Origin of the sequence: Streptosporangium becharense, from assembly GCF_014204985.1 — a bacterium.
GTDB lineage: Bacteria > Actinomycetota > Actinomycetes > Streptosporangiales > Streptosporangiaceae > Streptosporangium > Streptosporangium becharense.
In genome coordinates, this window is sequence record NZ_JACHMP010000001.1 from 5,140,507 (window position 1) to 5,156,118 (window position 15,612).

The 15,612-nt window shown below is 72.5% G+C and carries 14 protein-coding genes; 11 read left to right on the forward strand and 3 right to left on the reverse strand.

The features are described 5' to 3' along the window. Positions 1-101: 101 nt before the first annotated feature. The 11 genes from recG (at position 102) to ftsY (ending at position 12,400) form a co-directional block, all read left to right on the forward strand. Complete coding sequence (gene recG / locus F4562_RS22625; RefSeq protein ID WP_184545656.1) at positions 102-2,273, forward strand: ATP-dependent DNA helicase RecG; 2,172 nt, start codon at positions 102-104, stop codon at positions 2,271-2,273. Between the two features lie 423 nt (positions 2,274-2,696). Beyond that, the gene (gene rsmD, locus F4562_RS22630; protein WP_184545654.1) at positions 2,697-3,266 is read left to right on the forward strand and encodes a 16S rRNA (guanine(966)-N(2))-methyltransferase RsmD; all 570 of its coding nucleotides are present in this window, start codon (positions 2,697-2,699) and stop codon (positions 3,264-3,266) included. Positions 3,267-3,281: 15 nt separating this feature from the next. Beyond that, on the forward strand, positions 3,282-3,758 hold the full coding sequence (gene coaD / locus F4562_RS22635) for a pantetheine-phosphate adenylyltransferase (protein WP_184545652.1): 477 nt from the start codon (positions 3,282-3,284) through the stop codon (positions 3,756-3,758). A 66-nt stretch (positions 3,759-3,824) separates the two neighbouring features. Continuing rightward, on the forward strand, positions 3,825-4,379 hold the full coding sequence (locus F4562_RS22640; RefSeq protein ID WP_184545650.1) for a YceD family protein: 555 nt from the start codon (positions 3,825-3,827) through the stop codon (positions 4,377-4,379). 1 nt (position 4,380) lies between these two features. Next, positions 4,381-4,560 carry a 50S ribosomal protein L32 gene (rpmF, locus tag F4562_RS22645; RefSeq protein ID WP_012894381.1) on the forward strand — a complete coding sequence of 60 codons (180 nt, stop codon included), beginning with the start codon at positions 4,381-4,383 and terminating at the stop codon, positions 4,558-4,560. 232 nt (positions 4,561-4,792) lie between these two features. Then, positions 4,793-5,521, forward strand: a complete 729-nt coding sequence (gene rnc / locus F4562_RS22650; RefSeq protein WP_184546004.1) for a ribonuclease III — start codon at positions 4,793-4,795, stop codon at positions 5,519-5,521. A gap of 26 nt (positions 5,522-5,547) precedes the next feature. After that, positions 5,548-6,414 (forward strand): bifunctional DNA-formamidopyrimidine glycosylase/DNA-(apurinic or apyrimidinic site) lyase, encoded by an 867-nt coding sequence (mutM, locus tag F4562_RS22655; RefSeq protein WP_184545648.1) that lies wholly within the window; start codon positions 5,548-5,550, stop codon positions 6,412-6,414. Positions 6,415-6,446: 32 nt separating this feature from the next. Further along, positions 6,447-6,713 (forward strand): acylphosphatase, encoded by a 267-nt coding sequence (locus F4562_RS22660; RefSeq protein WP_311734205.1) that lies wholly within the window; start codon positions 6,447-6,449, stop codon positions 6,711-6,713. A gap of 189 nt (positions 6,714-6,902) precedes the next feature. After that, the gene (locus F4562_RS22665; RefSeq protein ID WP_184545644.1) at positions 6,903-7,094 is read left to right on the forward strand and encodes a hypothetical protein; all 192 of its coding nucleotides are present in this window, start codon (positions 6,903-6,905) and stop codon (positions 7,092-7,094) included. 396 nt (positions 7,095-7,490) lie between these two features. Then, entirely contained in the window at positions 7,491-11,174 is a 3,684-nt protein-coding gene (gene smc, locus F4562_RS22670; RefSeq protein ID WP_184545642.1) for a chromosome segregation protein SMC, read from the forward strand. 47 nt (positions 11,175-11,221) lie between these two features. Continuing rightward, positions 11,222-12,400: a signal recognition particle-docking protein FtsY gene (gene ftsY / locus F4562_RS22675; protein WP_184545640.1), complete on the forward strand. Its 1,179-nt coding sequence runs from the start codon at positions 11,222-11,224 to the stop codon at positions 12,398-12,400. 193 nt (positions 12,401-12,593) lie between these two features. Here the strand turns inward: ftsY and F4562_RS22680 are convergent, their stop codons facing one another. Genes F4562_RS22680 through F4562_RS22690 form a run of 3 tightly spaced genes read right to left on the reverse strand, consistent with a single transcriptional unit; the run spans position 12,594 to position 15,537 of the window. Further along, positions 12,594-13,388 (reverse strand): ABC transporter ATP-binding protein, encoded by a 795-nt coding sequence (locus F4562_RS22680; protein ID WP_184545638.1) that lies wholly within the window; start codon positions 13,386-13,388, stop codon positions 12,594-12,596. Next, positions 13,385-14,506: a FecCD family ABC transporter permease gene (locus tag F4562_RS22685; protein ID WP_311734193.1), complete on the reverse strand. Its 1,122-nt coding sequence runs from the start codon at positions 14,504-14,506 to the stop codon at positions 13,385-13,387. Before F4562_RS22685 ends, F4562_RS22680 begins: the two co-directional genes overlap by 4 nt. Beyond that, complete coding sequence (locus tag F4562_RS22690; protein ID WP_184546000.1) at positions 14,503-15,537, reverse strand: FecCD family ABC transporter permease; 1,035 nt, start codon at positions 15,535-15,537, stop codon at positions 14,503-14,505. The genes F4562_RS22685 and F4562_RS22690 overlap by 4 nt, the downstream gene beginning before the upstream one ends. Between the last annotated feature and the right edge of the window lie 75 nt (positions 15,538-15,612).

Sequence of the window (15,612 nt, forward strand, 5' to 3'; positions counted from 1 at the left end):
ACATCGGTCCGGCCCCGGCTGACGCGCAGGCCCGGCGTACGAGCGGCGCACCGTGCCCGGCCGGGGTGAATTCTGTCGTCCGGGCACGGTAGAAACGTGCCGTGACGAGCTTCGACGAGCCGCTGGCGAAGGCGCTGGATCCCAAGACCGCCAAGCTGTTGGAGAGCGTTCTCGACCTGCGCACCGTCGGTGACCTGCTGCGGCACTACCCGCGGCGCTACGCCGAGCGGGGCGAGCTGACCGATCTCGACGACCTTCAGGTCGACGAGCACGTCACGGTGGTGGGCGAGGTCACCAGGGTCATGCGCAGGCCGATGCGCAACAAGAGCGGCACCTGGCTGGAGGTCGAGGTCGCCGACGCCCGCCGCAGCAAGATCTACCTGTCGTTCTTCGGGAAGGCGTCCCACATCGCCGAGACCCGGCTGCGGCCGGGCCGCCGGGGCATGTTCGCCGGCAAGGTCAGCGCGTTCGGCCAGGGCGAGAAGCGCAAGTGGCAGCTCTCCCACCCCGAGTTCGAGATGATCGAGGAGAGCGAGACCGGGGCTGAGGAGTTCGCCGCCGCGCTCGTGCCGATCTACCCGGCGGGCAAGGACGTGACCCCCTGGGCCATCCGAAGGGCACTGGGCGTCGTCCTCGACACGATGGGCGAGCTGGACGACCCGCTGCCCGCCGAGCTCCGCGTCCGGCGTGGGTTGCCGGGCCTGGCCGAGGCGCTCCAGGCGATCCACCGGCCGCGCGACCACGCCGACGTGACCAGGGCCCGCAAGCGCCTCAGGTTCGACGAGGCGTTCCTGCTCCAGGCGGTCCTGCTGCAACGCCGGATGGCCGCCTCCTCCTGGCCCGCCACCCCTCGCCCGGCGCGCGGCGACGGGCTGCTGGCCGACTTCGACGCCCGGCTGCCGTTCGAGCTCACCGAAGGACAGCGCGCGGTGGGGGAGGAGATCGCGGCCGACCTGGCTCTCGCCCACCCCATGCACCGGCTCCTCCAGGGCGAGGTCGGCGCGGGCAAGACCGTCGTGGCGCTGCGCGCCATGCTCCAGGTGGTCGACGCCGGGGGGCAGGCGGTGCTGCTGGCGCCCACCGAGGTGCTCGCCCAGCAGCACCACCGGTCGATCTCGGCCATGCTCGGCGACCTGGCCACCGGCGGCATGTTCGGCGGCACCTCGGTCGCCCTGCTCACCGGCTCGCTGGGTGCGGCGGCCCGCCGCTCGGCGATGCTCGACGCCGCCTCGGGCACGGCGGGCATCGTCGTCGGCACCCACGCGGTCCTGCAGGAGCGCGTGCAGTTCGCCGACCTGGGCATGGTCGTGGTGGACGAGCAGCACCGCTTCGGCGTCGAGCAGCGCGACGCGCTCCGCGAGAAGGCCGGGGGCGGCCGGCCGCACGTGCTCGTCATGACCGCCACCCCCATCCCCCGCACGGTCGCCATGACGGTCTTCGGCGACCTGACGGTCTCCACGCTCTCCCAGCTTCCCGCCGGGCGTGCCCCGATCACCACGCACGTGGTCCCCGCGGCGGAGAAACCGCACTTCCTCGACCGGGCCTGGAGCCGCGTACGGGAGGAGGTCGAGCTCGGCCGGCAGTCCTACGTCGTCTGCCCGCGCATCGGTGACCTGGAGGGCGACGAGGGCGACCTGGCGAAGGCCGACGACGAGCGCAGGCCGCCGCTGGCCGTCCTCGACGTCGCCGAGACCCTGGCGCAGGGCCCGCTGCGGGGGCTGCGCACGGCGGTGCTCCACGGCAAGCTCCCGCCCGAGGAGAAGGACGCGGTGATGAGGGCCTTCGCGCGCGGGGAGGTCGACGTCCTGGTGGCCACCACGGTCATCGAGGTCGGCGTCGACGTCCCCAACTCCTCGGTCATGGTCATCATGGACGCCGACCGGTTCGGCGTCTCCCAGCTCCACCAGCTCCGCGGCCGGGTCGGCCGGGGCGGGCTGCCCGGCCTGTGCCTGCTGGTGACCGACTCCCCGGGCGGCACGCCCGCCAGGGCCAGGCTCGACGCGGTGGCGGCGACGCTGGACGGCTTCGAGCTCTCCCGGGTGGACCTGGAGCAGCGCAGGGAGGGCGACGTGCTGGGGGTGGCCCAGTCGGGTCGCAGGTCGTCGCTGAAGATGCTCAGGCTCCTGCGTGACGAGGAGGTCATCCAGGCCGCCCGGCTCGACGCCGAGGCCATGCTCGAGGCCGACCCCGACCTGTCCGCCCACCCCGTCCTGCGCATGGAGATCGACAGGCTTCTCGCCGACGAGCGCGCGGAGTATCTGGAGAAGGCGTGAGAGCCGGTCGTCGGGAAGGCGGGCCGGAGAGGGCGTGAGAGCCGGTCGTCCGGAAAGCCCAATTGCGGGGACGGCCTCCCCCCGAATGCCGTCCCCGCTTGGGCCCACTCTCGGGTCAGGTGCCGAGAGCACCGGCGTGCGGAAGGGCTCACGATCACGCCGGTCGGCCTCCCCCTGGGTCTTGAAGGCCGCAGGACTCATCATGCAAGGCGTCGGCATCCGGCGGAACGACCCTTGCGCTTTCCTCGCCGCTCCTTGCCCACTCTTGACCTAGATCACCTGCCAGGACCCTTTTGACCTGGGGTTATGTGATCCGTCGCGACACGTGGCGCTGCGCGCCGGCTCGTCCGCCGTCTCCGGTCCCCGCCCGCGGAGGCAACCGCGGGACGCCGTGCCCGTCCCCGGCACTGAGAGGATGGCCGGGTGAGCCGAGTCATCGCGGGAAGCGCAGGGGGGCGGCGGCTGGCCGTCCCGCCGGGGCGGGGCACCCGTCCCACGAGCGACCGGGCCAGAGAGGGGATGTTCTCCACGGTGGGGTCGCTGATCGGCCCGCTGGAGGGTGCCAGGGTGCTCGACCTGTACGCGGGCTCGGGTGCGCTCGGGCTGGAGGCACTCTCCCGGGGGGCGGCGCACGCCCTGCTCGTCGAGTCGGATCCCAAGGCGATCCGGACGATCAGGCAGAACATCGCCGCACTGGACCTGCCCGGTGCCGAGCTCGCGGCCGACCGGGTGGAGCGGCTGCTCGCCCGGGGGGCCGCCGAGCCGTACGACCTGGTCTTCGCCGACCCGCCGTACGTGCTGGCGGGCAAGGAGGTGGAGGCCGTGCTGGAGCGGCTGCGCGACCACGGCTGGCTGGCGCAGGACGCACTGGTCGTGGTGGAGCGCGAGAGCAGGGGTGAGGACCTGGTCTGGCCGGCCGGATACGAAGAGGAGAGGGTCCGTCGTTACGGCGAAGCGTCCGTTTGGTACGGTCGCGCCGCCGGGAATCCATAGAGCAGGGGGTTCGCCTTGCGTCGTGTTGTCTGCCCGGGGTCGTTCGATCCCGTCACCAACGGTCATCTCGACATCATCGGCCGGGCCTCCCGGCAGTATGACGAGGTCGTCGTGGCCGTACTGATCAACATCGAGAAGAAGAGCCTGTTCACGGTCGAGGAGCGCATCCAGATGCTCCAGACGGTGACCAAGGAGTACGGCAACGTCCGCGTCGACAAGTTCCACGGCCTGCTGGTCGACTACTGCAGGCAGCAGGAGATCCCCGCGATCGTCAAGGGCCTGCGCGCCGTCAGCGACTTCGACTACGAACTCCAGATGGCCCAGCTCAACTACCGGATGTCGGGGGTGGAGACCCTGTTCATGGCGACCGGCCCCGAGGTCTCGTTCCTGTCGTCCAGCCGCATCAAGGAGATCGTCAAGTATGGTGGCAACGTAGCCGGGCTGGTCCCGGATCTCGTGCAGGAGCTCCTCGTCGAACGGCTCAGGGGTTAGTCCCTGGTATTCTCTTATTTCGGCCTTGCACGACGGCGGTGACGCGCCATGCCTAATGAGAGCGGAATGAACCAGCCCAGCCTGAACCCTCGAGCCCCGTGGGTGATCTCCACCCATGATCTGGGGCGGCGACCGGGGTCCATGCGGCAGATGCATCTCGCTCTTCCGGCACCGGCGGACATCGGCGTCGACATGATCGGCGTCCCCAAGGACGCCGAAGTCGAGCTGGACATCCGGCTTGAGGCTGTCATGGAGGGTGTGCTCGTCACGGGCACTGCGCGCTCCCCGCTGCGGGGGGAGTGCGCACGCTGCCTGGAACCGGTCACCTCGCACAGCGAGGTCGACTTCCAGGAGCTGTTCTTCTACTCGGCAGAGGATGCTGCCGAGGGTGACTCGCTTCTCGACGGTGAACTCCTCGACCTCGAACCCGTCTTCCGCGACGCGGTGGTGCTCACACTGCCGTTGAGCCCGGTCTGCAGTGAAGACTGCTCCGGGCTCTGCGTGGAATGCGGGATCAGGCTGGCCGACGCCGAGCCTGGCCACACGCACGAGGCGGTCGATCCTCGCTGGGCCAAGCTGCAAGATCTGGTTCCGGAACATAACAACGATCAGGAGAGCTGACGTGGCTGTCCCCAAGCGCAAGATGTCGCGGAGCAACACTCGCTCCCGCAGGTCGCAGTGGAAGGCCGCCGCGGTTTCGCTCGTGAGCTGCCCCCAGTGCCGCTCGCCGAAGCGTCCGCACGTGGCGTGCCCGACCTGCGGCACCTACAACCGCCGTCAGGTGATCGAGCCCTCCGCCTGATCGCACTCTGACCGACGGATGCCGGCCGGGCCCCTGCCCGGCTCCGGCCGGCGTCACCGTCTTCACCCCCCTATGCGATGGCGGTCCGCCCGCGGCTGTGGTGGACGCCGGGGTTCGCGGTAGAACGCGTACCCTCCCGGCGCCCACCACGTCTTCGGGCATTTGTCATACCCCACCTTCGCCATCGCGCATTCCATGAGAGAGCGTGCGAGGAGAAGCCGTGGCCACGAGCATGAAGCCGATCGCCGTCGAGGCAGTCCAGAGTGAGCTTGAGCGCCTCCTGTCGGTGCGGATCGACTCCGCCATCCTGGAGCGGGCGCTGACCCATCGTTCCTACGCGTACGAGAACGGCGGGCTGCCCACCAACGAGCGCCTGGAGTTCCTCGGCGACTCGGTGCTGGGGCTCGTCGTCACCGACACCCTCTACCGCAACCACCCCGACCTGCCCGAGGGGCAGCTGGCCAAGCTCAGGGCGGCGGTGGTCAACATGCGGGCCCTGGCCGACGTGGCCCGCACGCTGGGCCTGGGCCGCTTCCTGCGGCTCGGCAGGGGCGAGGAGGGCACCGGCGGGCGTGACAAGTCCTCGATCCTGGCCGACACCCTTGAGGCGCTCATCGGCGCCGTCTACGTCGACAAGGGCCTGGACGAGGCGTTCCGGGTGGTCCACCTGCTCTTCGACGGGCTCATCACGCGGTCGGCCTCGCTGGGGGCCGGGCTCGACTGGAAGACCTCGCTCCAGGAGCTCACCGCGTCCGAGTCGCTCGGCGTGCCCGAGTACCACGTCGCGGAGAGCGGCCCCGACCACGCCAAGTCCTTCACCGCGGCGGTCCGCGTCGGCGGGGAGCAGTACGGCGCGGGTTCCGGCCGCTCGAAGAAGGAAGCCGAGCAGCAGGCCGCGGAGGCGGCCTGGAACCGGATCCGCCAAGACCGCGAACGGCGCGAGGCCGAGCTGGCACCCTAGAAGCCGACGCTCACGGGGAGGGGTGCATGCCCGAGCTGCCCGAGGTCGAGGTCGTACGGCGCGGCCTGGAGCGCTGGGTCTCCGGCCGGGTCGTCGCCCGCGCCGAGGTGCTCCACCCCCGGGCGATCCGGCGGCACGTCCCCGGGGCCGAGGAGTTCACCGCCAGGCTGAAGGGCCGCGCGATCGGCACGGCCGAGCGCAGGGGCAAATATCTCTGGCTGCCGCTGGACGGCTCCGACGCGATCCTGGCCCACCTCGGGATGAGCGGCCAGCTGCTGGTGGTGGAGCCCGGGACGGCACCCGAGAAACATCTGCGCGTGCGGATCGCCTTCACCGACGGCGGCCCCGAGCTGCGCTTCGTCGACCAGCGGACGTTCGGCCACGTGCTGGTGACGTCCATGGTCCACGCGGCGGGCCGGGCGGTGCCCGAGCCGATCGCGCACATCGCGGCCGACCCGTTCGAGGAGCACTTCGACGAAGGAGCCTTCGCCCGCCGCCTGCGCGCGAGGCGGACGGAGGTCAAACGGGCGCTGCTGGACCAGTCGCTGGTCAGTGGGGTCGGCAACATCTACGCCGACGAGGCGCTGTGGCGGGCCGGGCTGCACGGCTCCCGGCCCACCGGGGCGTTGACCGGGCCGCAGATCGCCGGGCTGCTGGGCGGGGCCCGCGAGGTGATGTCCGCCGCGCTGGCCGAGGGCGGCACGTCCTTCGACAGCCTGTATGTGAACGTCAACGGTGAGAGCGGTTACTTCGACCGCTCCCTGGCGGTGTACGGCAGGCGTGACGAGCCGTGCCCGCGCTGCGGCACCCCGATCGTCCGGGAGTCGTTCATGAACCGTTCCTCCTACAGTTGTCCCCGCTGCCAGCCCCGCCCGAGGAGGACGAGCTCGTGACGGACGAGGCAGAGGTGACGGATGCGACGGATGTGCGGCTGACGGCCTGGGTCCGGGGGCGGGTGCAGGGGGTGGGCTTCCGCTGGTGGACACGAGCGCGGGCGCTGGAGCTCGGTCTGGTGGGCTGGGCCCGCAACACCACCGACGGACGGGTCGAGGTCGTCGCGGAGGGCCCGCGGGCGTCGTGCACCCGGCTGCTGGCCCTCCTGCGGGGTGGGGACACGCCCGGCAGGGTGGACGGCGTCGTCGAACGCTGGAGCGACGCCAAAGGTAGTGTGCATGGTTTTGTGGAGCGCTGACCACTTCCACAAACCACCCAAAATAAGGTATATTTAGACGTCGAGAGTGCCCACTGGTGCATCCACCTGGAGCGTTCAGCTTGACCGTCTCCTTCACCGGTGCGACTCTTGATAAGAACCACGCGCACCCCTCCCGCGGCAAGAAGTGCGCGAACCAGTCTGGTCACTCAGCGTGGAGGACCCTTTACCATGGCGAAGGCTCTACTCGGCCACGTCGGCGGTCCCGACCCTCGGATGGTCTCGGAAATGCGTCGCCTCCAGCAGCGCATCCGTGATCTGGAGGGGGAGCTCATCCGGCTCCAGGCCCAGAACGACGAGCTCGCGGCGAGTGTCCGCGACGAGGCGTTCGGTCTGCAGGATCGCGAGCCGGCCCTCACCTAGAGGCCGGGGCTGCAACAACTGTCCAGGGACGCCTCATCGGGGCGTCCCTTGTCATATCGGACGTTGTCGCACATGACGTGCGAGGAAGGCCTGCTGCCGGGTGAGCATCCGCCCGCGTCGCGTTCCTCGCCCCCCTGCCGTTCCCCTTTTCCGGTCGCGTTCCTGACGCCTCCTGCCGTCCCCCCTTTCCGGTCGCGTTCCGCGTCCGCGAACCCCGTTCCCACCGTGTTCTCAGCGTGTTCCGCATCCACGGAGGGCATCCCGGCCGTGTACCGGCGGGCACCGGTGAAGGACGGTAGTCTTCCCCGGTGAACAGAGCCGCCGGTTGACCAGGCGCGCCACGTTCGGCGGCGCCGGGATCGCGGCGCGCGGACACCGGGGGATGGGGGTTTTCCGTTGTATCTCAAGACCCTCACCCTGCGCGGGTTCAAGTCTTTCGCCTCGGCCACCACACTCCGCTTCGAACCGGGCATCACCGCGGTCGTCGGCCCCAACGGTTCGGGCAAGTCCAACGTGGTCGACGCCCTGGCGTGGGTGATGGGCGAGCACAGCGCCAAGTCGCTGCGCGGCGGCAAGATGGAGGACGTCATCTTCGCCGGGACGTCCTCGCGGGCCCCGCTGGGCCGGGCCGAGGTCACCTTGACCATCGACAACTCCGACGGCATGCTCCCGATCGACTACACCGAGGTCACGATCAGCCGTCTGATGTTCCGGGCCGGTCAGAGCGAGTACGCCATCAACGGCGACACCTGCCGCCTGCTCGACATCCAGGAGCTGCTGTCCGACTCCGGCATCGGCCGGGAGATGCACGTCATCGTCGGGCAGGGTCAGCTCGACCAGGTGCTGCACGCCGGCCCCGAGGAGCGCCGGGCGTTCATCGAGGAGGCCGCGGGCGTCCTGAAGCACCGCAAGCGCAAGGAGAAGGCGCTGCGGAAGCTCGACGCCATGCAGGCCAACATGAACCGGGTCCAGGACCTCACCACCGAGCTGCGCCGCCAGCTCAAGCCGCTGGGCCGCCAGGCGGAGATCGCCCGCAGGGCCGCCGTCATCCAGGCCGACCTGCGCGACGCCCGGCTCCGGCTGCTCGCCGACGACGTGCTGACCCTGCGCACCACCCTGGAGCGCGAGATGGCCGACGAGGCGGCCGTCCTCACCCGTCGCGCCGCGGTGGAGGCCGAGCTGGAGCAGAGCCAGGTGGCGGAGGCCGAGCTGGAGGCCGCCGAGGCCGAGGCCCAGCCCCGCCTGGCCGCCGCCCAGGAGACCTTCTTCCGCCTGTCGTCGCTGCGTGAGCGGCTGCGCGGCCTGGCCGGGCTCGCCGCCGAGCGGCACCGGCACGCCACCGACACCGCGGTGGAACGCCGCGGTCGTGACCCGGAGGAGTTCGAGCGGGAGGCGGAGGAGGTCCGCGAGCAGGAACGGGTCCTGGCCGAGCTGCTGGCCCGGGAACAGGAGACGCTCGCCGCCGCGGTGGCCGGACGCGCCGAGACCGAGGCCGCACTCGCCGCCGAGGAGCGGCGGCTGGCCGCCGAGGCCAGGGCCGTGGCCGACCGGCGCGAAGGGCTGGCCAGGCTCCGGGGCCAGGTCGGTGCCGTACGCAGCCGGGTGACGGCCGCCGAGGAGGAGATCGGGCGGCTGCGGCGCTCACTGGAGGAGGCCGGGCAGCGCGCCGCGACCGCCCAGGCCGAGCACGACAGCCAGGAACTGGCCGAGCCCGCCGCCGACCCCGCCCTCGCCGAGGAGCTGGAGATCGCCCTGGAGACGGTGGAGCAGGCCCGGCAGGCCGTCGACGACGCCAGGGCCCGGGTCGAGGAGGCCAAGGCGGCCGTCTCCGGCCCGAACGCCGCGCTCGGCGCGGCGCGGGCCGCCCTGTCCGCCGCGCGCGGGGCCGACCAGGAGGCGCAGCGCCAGGTGGCGGCGCTGGAGGCCAGGTACGAGGCGCTGGAGCTGAGCCTGGCCAGGGGTGCTGATGGTGGCGCGGCCCTACTCGCCGCCGACCTGGCCGGGGTGATCGGCCCGGTGGCGACCATGCTCTCGGTGCGGCCCGGCGCCGAGGTGGCCGTCGCCGCGGTGCTCGGCGCCGCGGCCGAGGCCGTGGCCGTCGAGTCGCTGCGGAGCGCGGCCGACGCCGTCGAGTTCCTCAGGAGCACCGGCGGAGGCCGGGCCGGCATGGTCATCGCCACGGGCGGGGACGGCCCCGAGACCGGCCCGGTGCCCGTGGCCGGCGCCGAGTGGGCGGCCGACCTGGTCACCGTCCCCGCCGAGCTGCGGTCCACCCTCGCCCACCTGCTGGCCGGGGTGCTGGTCGTCGACGACCTGGGCACCGCGCGCAAGGCCGTCGAGCAGTACCCCGGGCTGCGGGCCGTCACCCGCGACGGTGACCTGCTCGGCACCCACGCCGCGCAGGGCGGCTCGGCCGGCGGCACCTCCGCCCTTCAGGTGCGGGCCGCGCTGGACGAGGCGTCCGCCGACCTCGCCGCCGCCCGGGTCGCCGCCGAGGGCACCGCCGTGGCACTGGAGGAGGCCGCCGAGGCCGAGGGGGAGGCTCAGTTCGCCGTCGAGGCCGCCCAGGCCCGGGTGGCCGAGGCGCAGACGGGTGTGCAGACCGCCCAGGCCGGGGTCAACGCGGCACAGGCGGCGCTGGACCAGGTCAGGGCCAGGCAGCGCGACGCGGACCAGCGGACCGCCGCGGCGGCCAGGCGCCTGGCACAGCTCGGCGCCGCCGCCGAGGCCGCCCGTGGCGAGTGCGAGCGTCTGGCCGGGGGCGTGCGGGCCGCGCAGGAGGCGCGTGACCGCGAGGCGGCTGGGCTGGCCGAGCTGGAGGAGCGGCTGGCCGCCGCCGTCGGCGCCGAGGAGCCGGACGGCGAGCCCACCACCGAGATCCGGGACGAGCTCGCCGAGATCTGCGCGGTGGCCCGGCAGACCGAGATGGAGGCGCGGCTGGCGGTGCGGACGGCCGAGGAGCGGGTCAAGGGCATCGCGGGCAGGGTCGAGGAACTGCTGCGCGCGGCCGAGCGGGAGCGCGAGGAGCGGGCCAGGGCCGCCGAGCTGCGGGAGCGCCGGCGTCGGCAGGCCCGTACCGCGCAGGCCGTCGTCCGGGGCGCCGAACGGGCGCTGCGCGTGCTGGAGACCTCGCTGTCCGCCGCGGCCGGGGAACGCGACGAGGCCGAGCGGGCACGCGGGCAGATCGACGCCTCGCTCAGGGCCGTCCGGCTCCGCGTCCGTGAGCTCTCCGGCGAGCTGGACAAGCTGGTCAACCGGGCACACGGCAGTGAGGTGGCCCGTACCGAGCAGCGGCTGCGCCTGGAGCAACTGGAGGCGCGCGCGGTCGAGGAGTACGGCGTCGAGCCGGCGACCCTCGTCGCCGAGTACGGCCCGGACCAGCCGGTCCTCGTGGGCGACGGCGAGCCGGTGCCCTACGACCGCGAGGAGCAGCTGAAACGGGCCAGGGCGGCCGACCGCCAGATGGCGCAGCTCGGCAAGGTCAACCCGCTCGCGCTGGAGGAGTTCGCGGCGCTGGAGGAGCGGCACGCGTTCCTCACCTCGCAGCTGGAGGACCTCAAGAAGACCCGCCGCGACCTGCTGCTGGTGGTCAAGGAGGTCGACGATCGGGTCGAGCAGGTCTTCGGCGCCGCCTTCCAGGACGTGGCCCGCGAGTTCGAGACGATCTTCTCGCGGGTCTTCCCCGGCGGTGAGGGCAGGCTGCTGCTCACCGATCCGGAGGACATGCTCACCACCGGCGTCGAGGTCGAGGCCCGGCCACCCGGCAAGAAGGTCAAGCGGCTGTCGCTGCTGTCCGGTGGCGAGCGGTCGCTGACCGCCGTGGCGTTCCTGGTCGCCATCTTCAAGGCGCGGCCGTCGCCGTTCTACGTGATGGACGAGGTCGAGGCCGCGCTCGACGACACCAACACCCAGCGCCTGCTGACCCTCTTCGAGGAACTGCGGGAGACCTCGCAGCTCATCGTCATCACCCACCAGAAGCGCACGATGGAGATCGCCGACGCCCTCTACGGGGTGTCGATGCGGGGCGACGGCGTGAGCCAGGTGATCAGCCAGCGACTGCGCGAACACGAGGCGGTCTGACCCCAGGGTGTCGGAGCATCCCGGGCCGTCTGGAAAACTGTGGTCTTGTGGAAGCCTATCTCGGCATAATCGTGATCATCGCCGCCATCGCCCTGCTGACGGTGGGCGGCATGTTCCTGCTGTTCAGGGGGGGTGGCAAGAGCGCGCCGCCGCCGGTGGCGCCGCCCAAGACGCCGACGCTCCCCGAGCAGGGGCAGACGCCGTCCCGGGGCGCGGTCCGGGACGACGAGGCGACGACCACCGTCCCGCCTCCGGCCCGGCCGGTCGAACCGGCGGTGGTCGTCCCGGAGGTCGAGGTTCCGCCGCCGTCCGCGGGCCGGATGGTGCGGCTGCGTGCCCGGCTGGCCCGGTCGCAGAGCACCCTCGGCCGGGGGCTCCTGGAGCTGCTCTCCCGTGACCGTCTCGACGACGAGACCTGGGACGAGATCGAGGAGACCCTGATCACCGCCGACGTGGGCGTCGGGCCGACCAGGGCGATGGTCGAGGAACTGCGCACCCGGGTCAAGGTGCTGGGCAGCCGGACCCCCGAGGAGGCGCGCGCGCTCCTCAAGGAGGAACTGCTCACCCAGATCGGCGCCGACATGGACCGGACCCTGCACGTCAAGCCGCACGGCGAGCGTCCGGCGGTGGTCCTCGTGGTCGGTGTCAACGGCACCGGCAAGACCACCACCACCGGCAAGCTGGCCCGCGTCCTCATCGGCGACGGGAACAAGGTGGTGCTCGGCGCGGCCGACACCTTCCGCGCCGCCGCCGCCGACCAGCTCCAGACGTGGGGAGACCGGGTCGGAGCGCAGGTCGTGCGGGGCCCCGAGGGCGGCGACCCCGCCTCGGTCGCCTTCGACGCCGTCGCCGAGGGCACGGAGGAGAAGGCCGACGTGGTGATCATCGACACCGCGGGGCGGCTGCACACCAAGACCGGCCTGATGGATGAGCTCGGCAAGGTCAAGCGCGTCGTCGAGAAGCGGGCCACGGTCGACGAGGTCCTGCTCGTGCTCGACGCCACCACGGGCCAGAACGGCATGCGCCAGGCCCAGGTGTTCGCCGAGGTCGTCAACATCACCGGTATCGCGCTGACCAAGCTCGACGGCACCGCCAAGGGTGGCATCATCATCTCGGTCCAGCGGGAGCTGGGCGTCCCGGTCAAGCTCGTCGGCCTCGGTGAGGGCCCGGACGACCTGGCCCCGTTCGACCCCGAGGTCTTCGTCGACGCGCTCCTCGGAGACTGAGCGGCCCTGCGTCGGCCCGTCGGCCCATCTCGTCCCCGCGCCGCCCGCCGAATCGGGCGGCGCGGGCCGGGGCCGGCGCAGGACGCGCGGCGCAGGCGGGGCCGGGGTCAGCGCGAGGCGTGCGGGGCGGGCCTGGCCGGGGCGTGCGGGTCAGTGTGAGCCGGGGCGTGCGGGCCGGGCCGGGACGGGCGGGTCAGTGCGGGGCGTGCCCCCGGGTGCCGATGGGGACGACCAGCGGGGTGCCCGCCACCGGGTCCTCGATGACCTTGGCGTCCAGCTCGAAGACCTCCGCCAGCAGGGCCTCGGTGAGGACCTCGGACGGGGGCCCCGCGGCCACCACCCTTCCCGCGCGCATCGCCACCAGACGGTCGGTGTAGCGGGCGGCGAGGTTCAGGTCGTGCAGGACCATCACCACGGTGCGGCCCAGCTCGCCGTGGAGCCGGCGGACCAGCTCCAGCACCTCGATCTGGTGGGCCAGGTCGAGGAAGGTCGTCGGCTCGTCGAGCAGCAGCAGGTCGGTGCCCTGAGCCAGGGCCATGGAGATCCACGCCCGCTGGCGCTGCCCGCCGGACAACTCGTCCAGGGGGCGATCGCCCAGGTCGAGCAGACCGGTCATCGAGAGGGCCTCGCCGACCGCCGACTCGTCGTCGGACGACCACTGCCGGTACCAGGTCTGGTGCGGGTGCCGTCCCCTGGCGACCAGGTCGGCCACGGTCAGCCCCTCCGGCGCCGTCGGTGCCTGCGGCAGCACGCCCAAGACCTTGGCCACCTCCTTGGTGGGCATCCTGTCGATGCGTTTGCCGTCCAGCAGCACCTCGCCGCCCGACGGCTTGAGCAGCCGTCCCAGGGCCCGGAGCAGGGTGGACTTGCCGCACCCGTTCGGACCGATGATCGTGGTCACCGTGCCGGCCTCGATCCCGAGGTCGAGGCCGTCGACGATGAGGCGGTCGCCGTACCCGAGTCTGACGTCAACGGCTTGCAGTCTCACGAACGTGCCTTCCTGCGTACACGGATGAGGAGGTAGATCAGATAGGGGGCGCCGAGGACGGCGGTGACCACGCCGACGGGCAGTTCGACGGGGTTGAACGCGGTCCGGGCGACGAGGTCGGCGGCGGTGGTCAGGGCGGCGCCCACGAGCGCCGAGACGAGCAGCGGCGGCTGCGCCGTCCCCGCCAGGCGCAGTGCGATCTGCGGTGCGGCGAGCGCGACGAACGTGATCGGCCCCGCCGAGGCCGTCGCGGTCGCGGCGAGCAGGACGGCGGCCAGGAGCATCAGGCCGCGGGCGAGGTTCATCCGCACCCCCAGGCCGGTCACGGTCTCGTCGCTGAAACGCAGCGCGCCGAGCGAGCGGGTGCCGAGCAGAGTGAGCGGGATGAGCAGGGCGAGCGCCAGCCCCACCGGGACGACGTGCTCCCAGCCGCGGCCGTTCAGCGAGCCGCTGATCCAGACCATGGCCCGGCTGGAGTCGTTGACGTCGCCGATGGTCAGCAGCCAGTACTTGACGTTGGTGCACACGGCCGAGACCCCGATGCCGACCAGGACCAGCCGGTAGCCGTCCAGGCCGCGGCGCCAGGACAGCAGGTACACCGCCAGCGCGCCGGCCAGGCCGCCGCCCAGGGCGGCGACGGGGACGCCCACCTGCGCGAGAGCGCCGCTGGCCCCACCCCAAGTGCTCCCGGCCGCGACGATGACCGCGACCACGGTCACGCTGGCCCCGGTGGTGACACCGAGGATGTCCGGGCTGGCCAGCGGGTTGCGGGCGACGGCCTGGGTGATCGCGCCGGACAGGGCGAGCGCCGCGCCGACCAGGGCGCCGGTCAGCGCCCGGGGGAGCCGCAACTCCATGACGACGAAGTGGTCCGGGCCGTCGCCGACGACCGCCCCGAAGACCTGCGCCACGCTCATCGGGATGTCGCCCAGGCGCATGGTGAGCGCCATCAGCAGCACCGTGCCGGCCAGCAGGACCGCGGCGACCACGGCGGAGCGCAGCCGGAGCAGCCACGAGACCGGTCCGGCCCGCAGCGGGAGGCCGTCGGGCCGCGCTGTCGCACCGGTCTCCCGCGCGCCGGTCTCCGGCACCGTACCGGCGCCGCCCACGGGGCTCACAGCCGCACCGGCTTCCTGCGCCGGACCAGCGCGACGAAGAACGGCGCGCCGACGAGGGCGAGCACGACACCGACCTCCAGTTCGCCGGGACGGGCGACGACCCGGCCGATCACGTCGGCCAGCAGCAGCGCGACGGCGCCGGCCAGGCCCGAGTACGGCAGCAGCCAGCGGTGGTCGGGGCCCGACAGCGGACGGGTCAGGTGCGGGACGATCAGGCCGAGGAAGGCCAGCGCGCCGCAGGCCGCCACCGAGGCGCCGCTGAGCAGCGTGATCGCGGTGACGCCCACGGTCCGGGTCAGCGTGATGTTCTGGCCGAGGGCACGGGCGACGTCCTCGCCCAGCGAGAGCGTGTTCAGGCCGGGTGCGTTGACCAGCGCCAGGACCAGGCCCACGGCGATGAAGGGGAGCACCTGCCAGGCGACGTCCCCGCCCCGGGCCGCGATCGACCCCGCCTGCCAGAACCGGAAGACGTCCATGGCCTGCTCGTTCATGAGGACCAGCGCCGAGGTGAGCGCGTACAGCAGGGAGCTGACGGCGGTGCCGGCCAGGGCCAGCGTCACCGGGGTGGGCCCGCCGCCACCGCCGGCCATGCCGAGGGCGAACACGCCCACGCTGGCGACCAGGGCACCGGCCAGACCGAACCAGATGTAGCCGTACAGGCTGCCCACACCGAGCACCATGACGCTGAAGACCATCGCGAACGCCGCGCCGTGGGTGACACCGAGCAGGCCCGGGTCGGCGAGCGGGTTGCGGGTGTGGCCCTGCATGAGGGCACCGGCGACGCCGAGCGCCACCCCGGCCAGCACGCCGATGGCGGTCCGGGGCAGGCGCAGCGAGCGGACGACGATGTCGTTCTCGGTGCCGGTCGGCCCGGTGAGGGCGTGCCAGACGTCGCCGAGCGGGACGGGCTTCGCACCCACCGTGATACTCAGCACGGTCGCGACGGCCAGCGCCGCGCAGAGGCCGCCGAGGACGAGCAGCCGCCGGCGGTGGACCGCCCGGACGGCCCCGGAGGGGGCGGGCCGTGCCATGGCCGCCGTGTTGAGCACCCGACCTCCCGATATTTGCCTGATCCGGTACGAGTATGCCAGCTTAGGTATGGATAA

Excerpts from the sequence above, each read along its gene's own strand:
- rnc (WP_184546004.1), top strand. The coding sequence starts at position 4,793 with ATGAAGCCGATCGCCGTCGAGGCAGTCCAGAGTGAGCTTGAGCGCCTC.
- mutM (WP_184545648.1), top strand. The coding sequence starts at position 5,548 with ATGCCCGAGCTGCCCGAGGTCGAGGTCGTACGGCGCGGCCTGGAGCGC.
- F4562_RS22640 (WP_184545650.1), top strand. The coding sequence starts at position 3,825 with ATGAACCAGCCCAGCCTGAACCCTCGAGCCCCGTGGGTGATCTCCACC.
- F4562_RS22690 (WP_184546000.1), bottom strand. The coding sequence starts at position 15,537 with ATGGCACGGCCCGCCCCCTCCGGGGCCGTCCGGGCGGTCCACCGCCGG.
- F4562_RS22665 (WP_184545644.1), top strand. The coding sequence starts at position 6,903 with ATGGCGAAGGCTCTACTCGGCCACGTCGGCGGTCCCGACCCTCGGATG.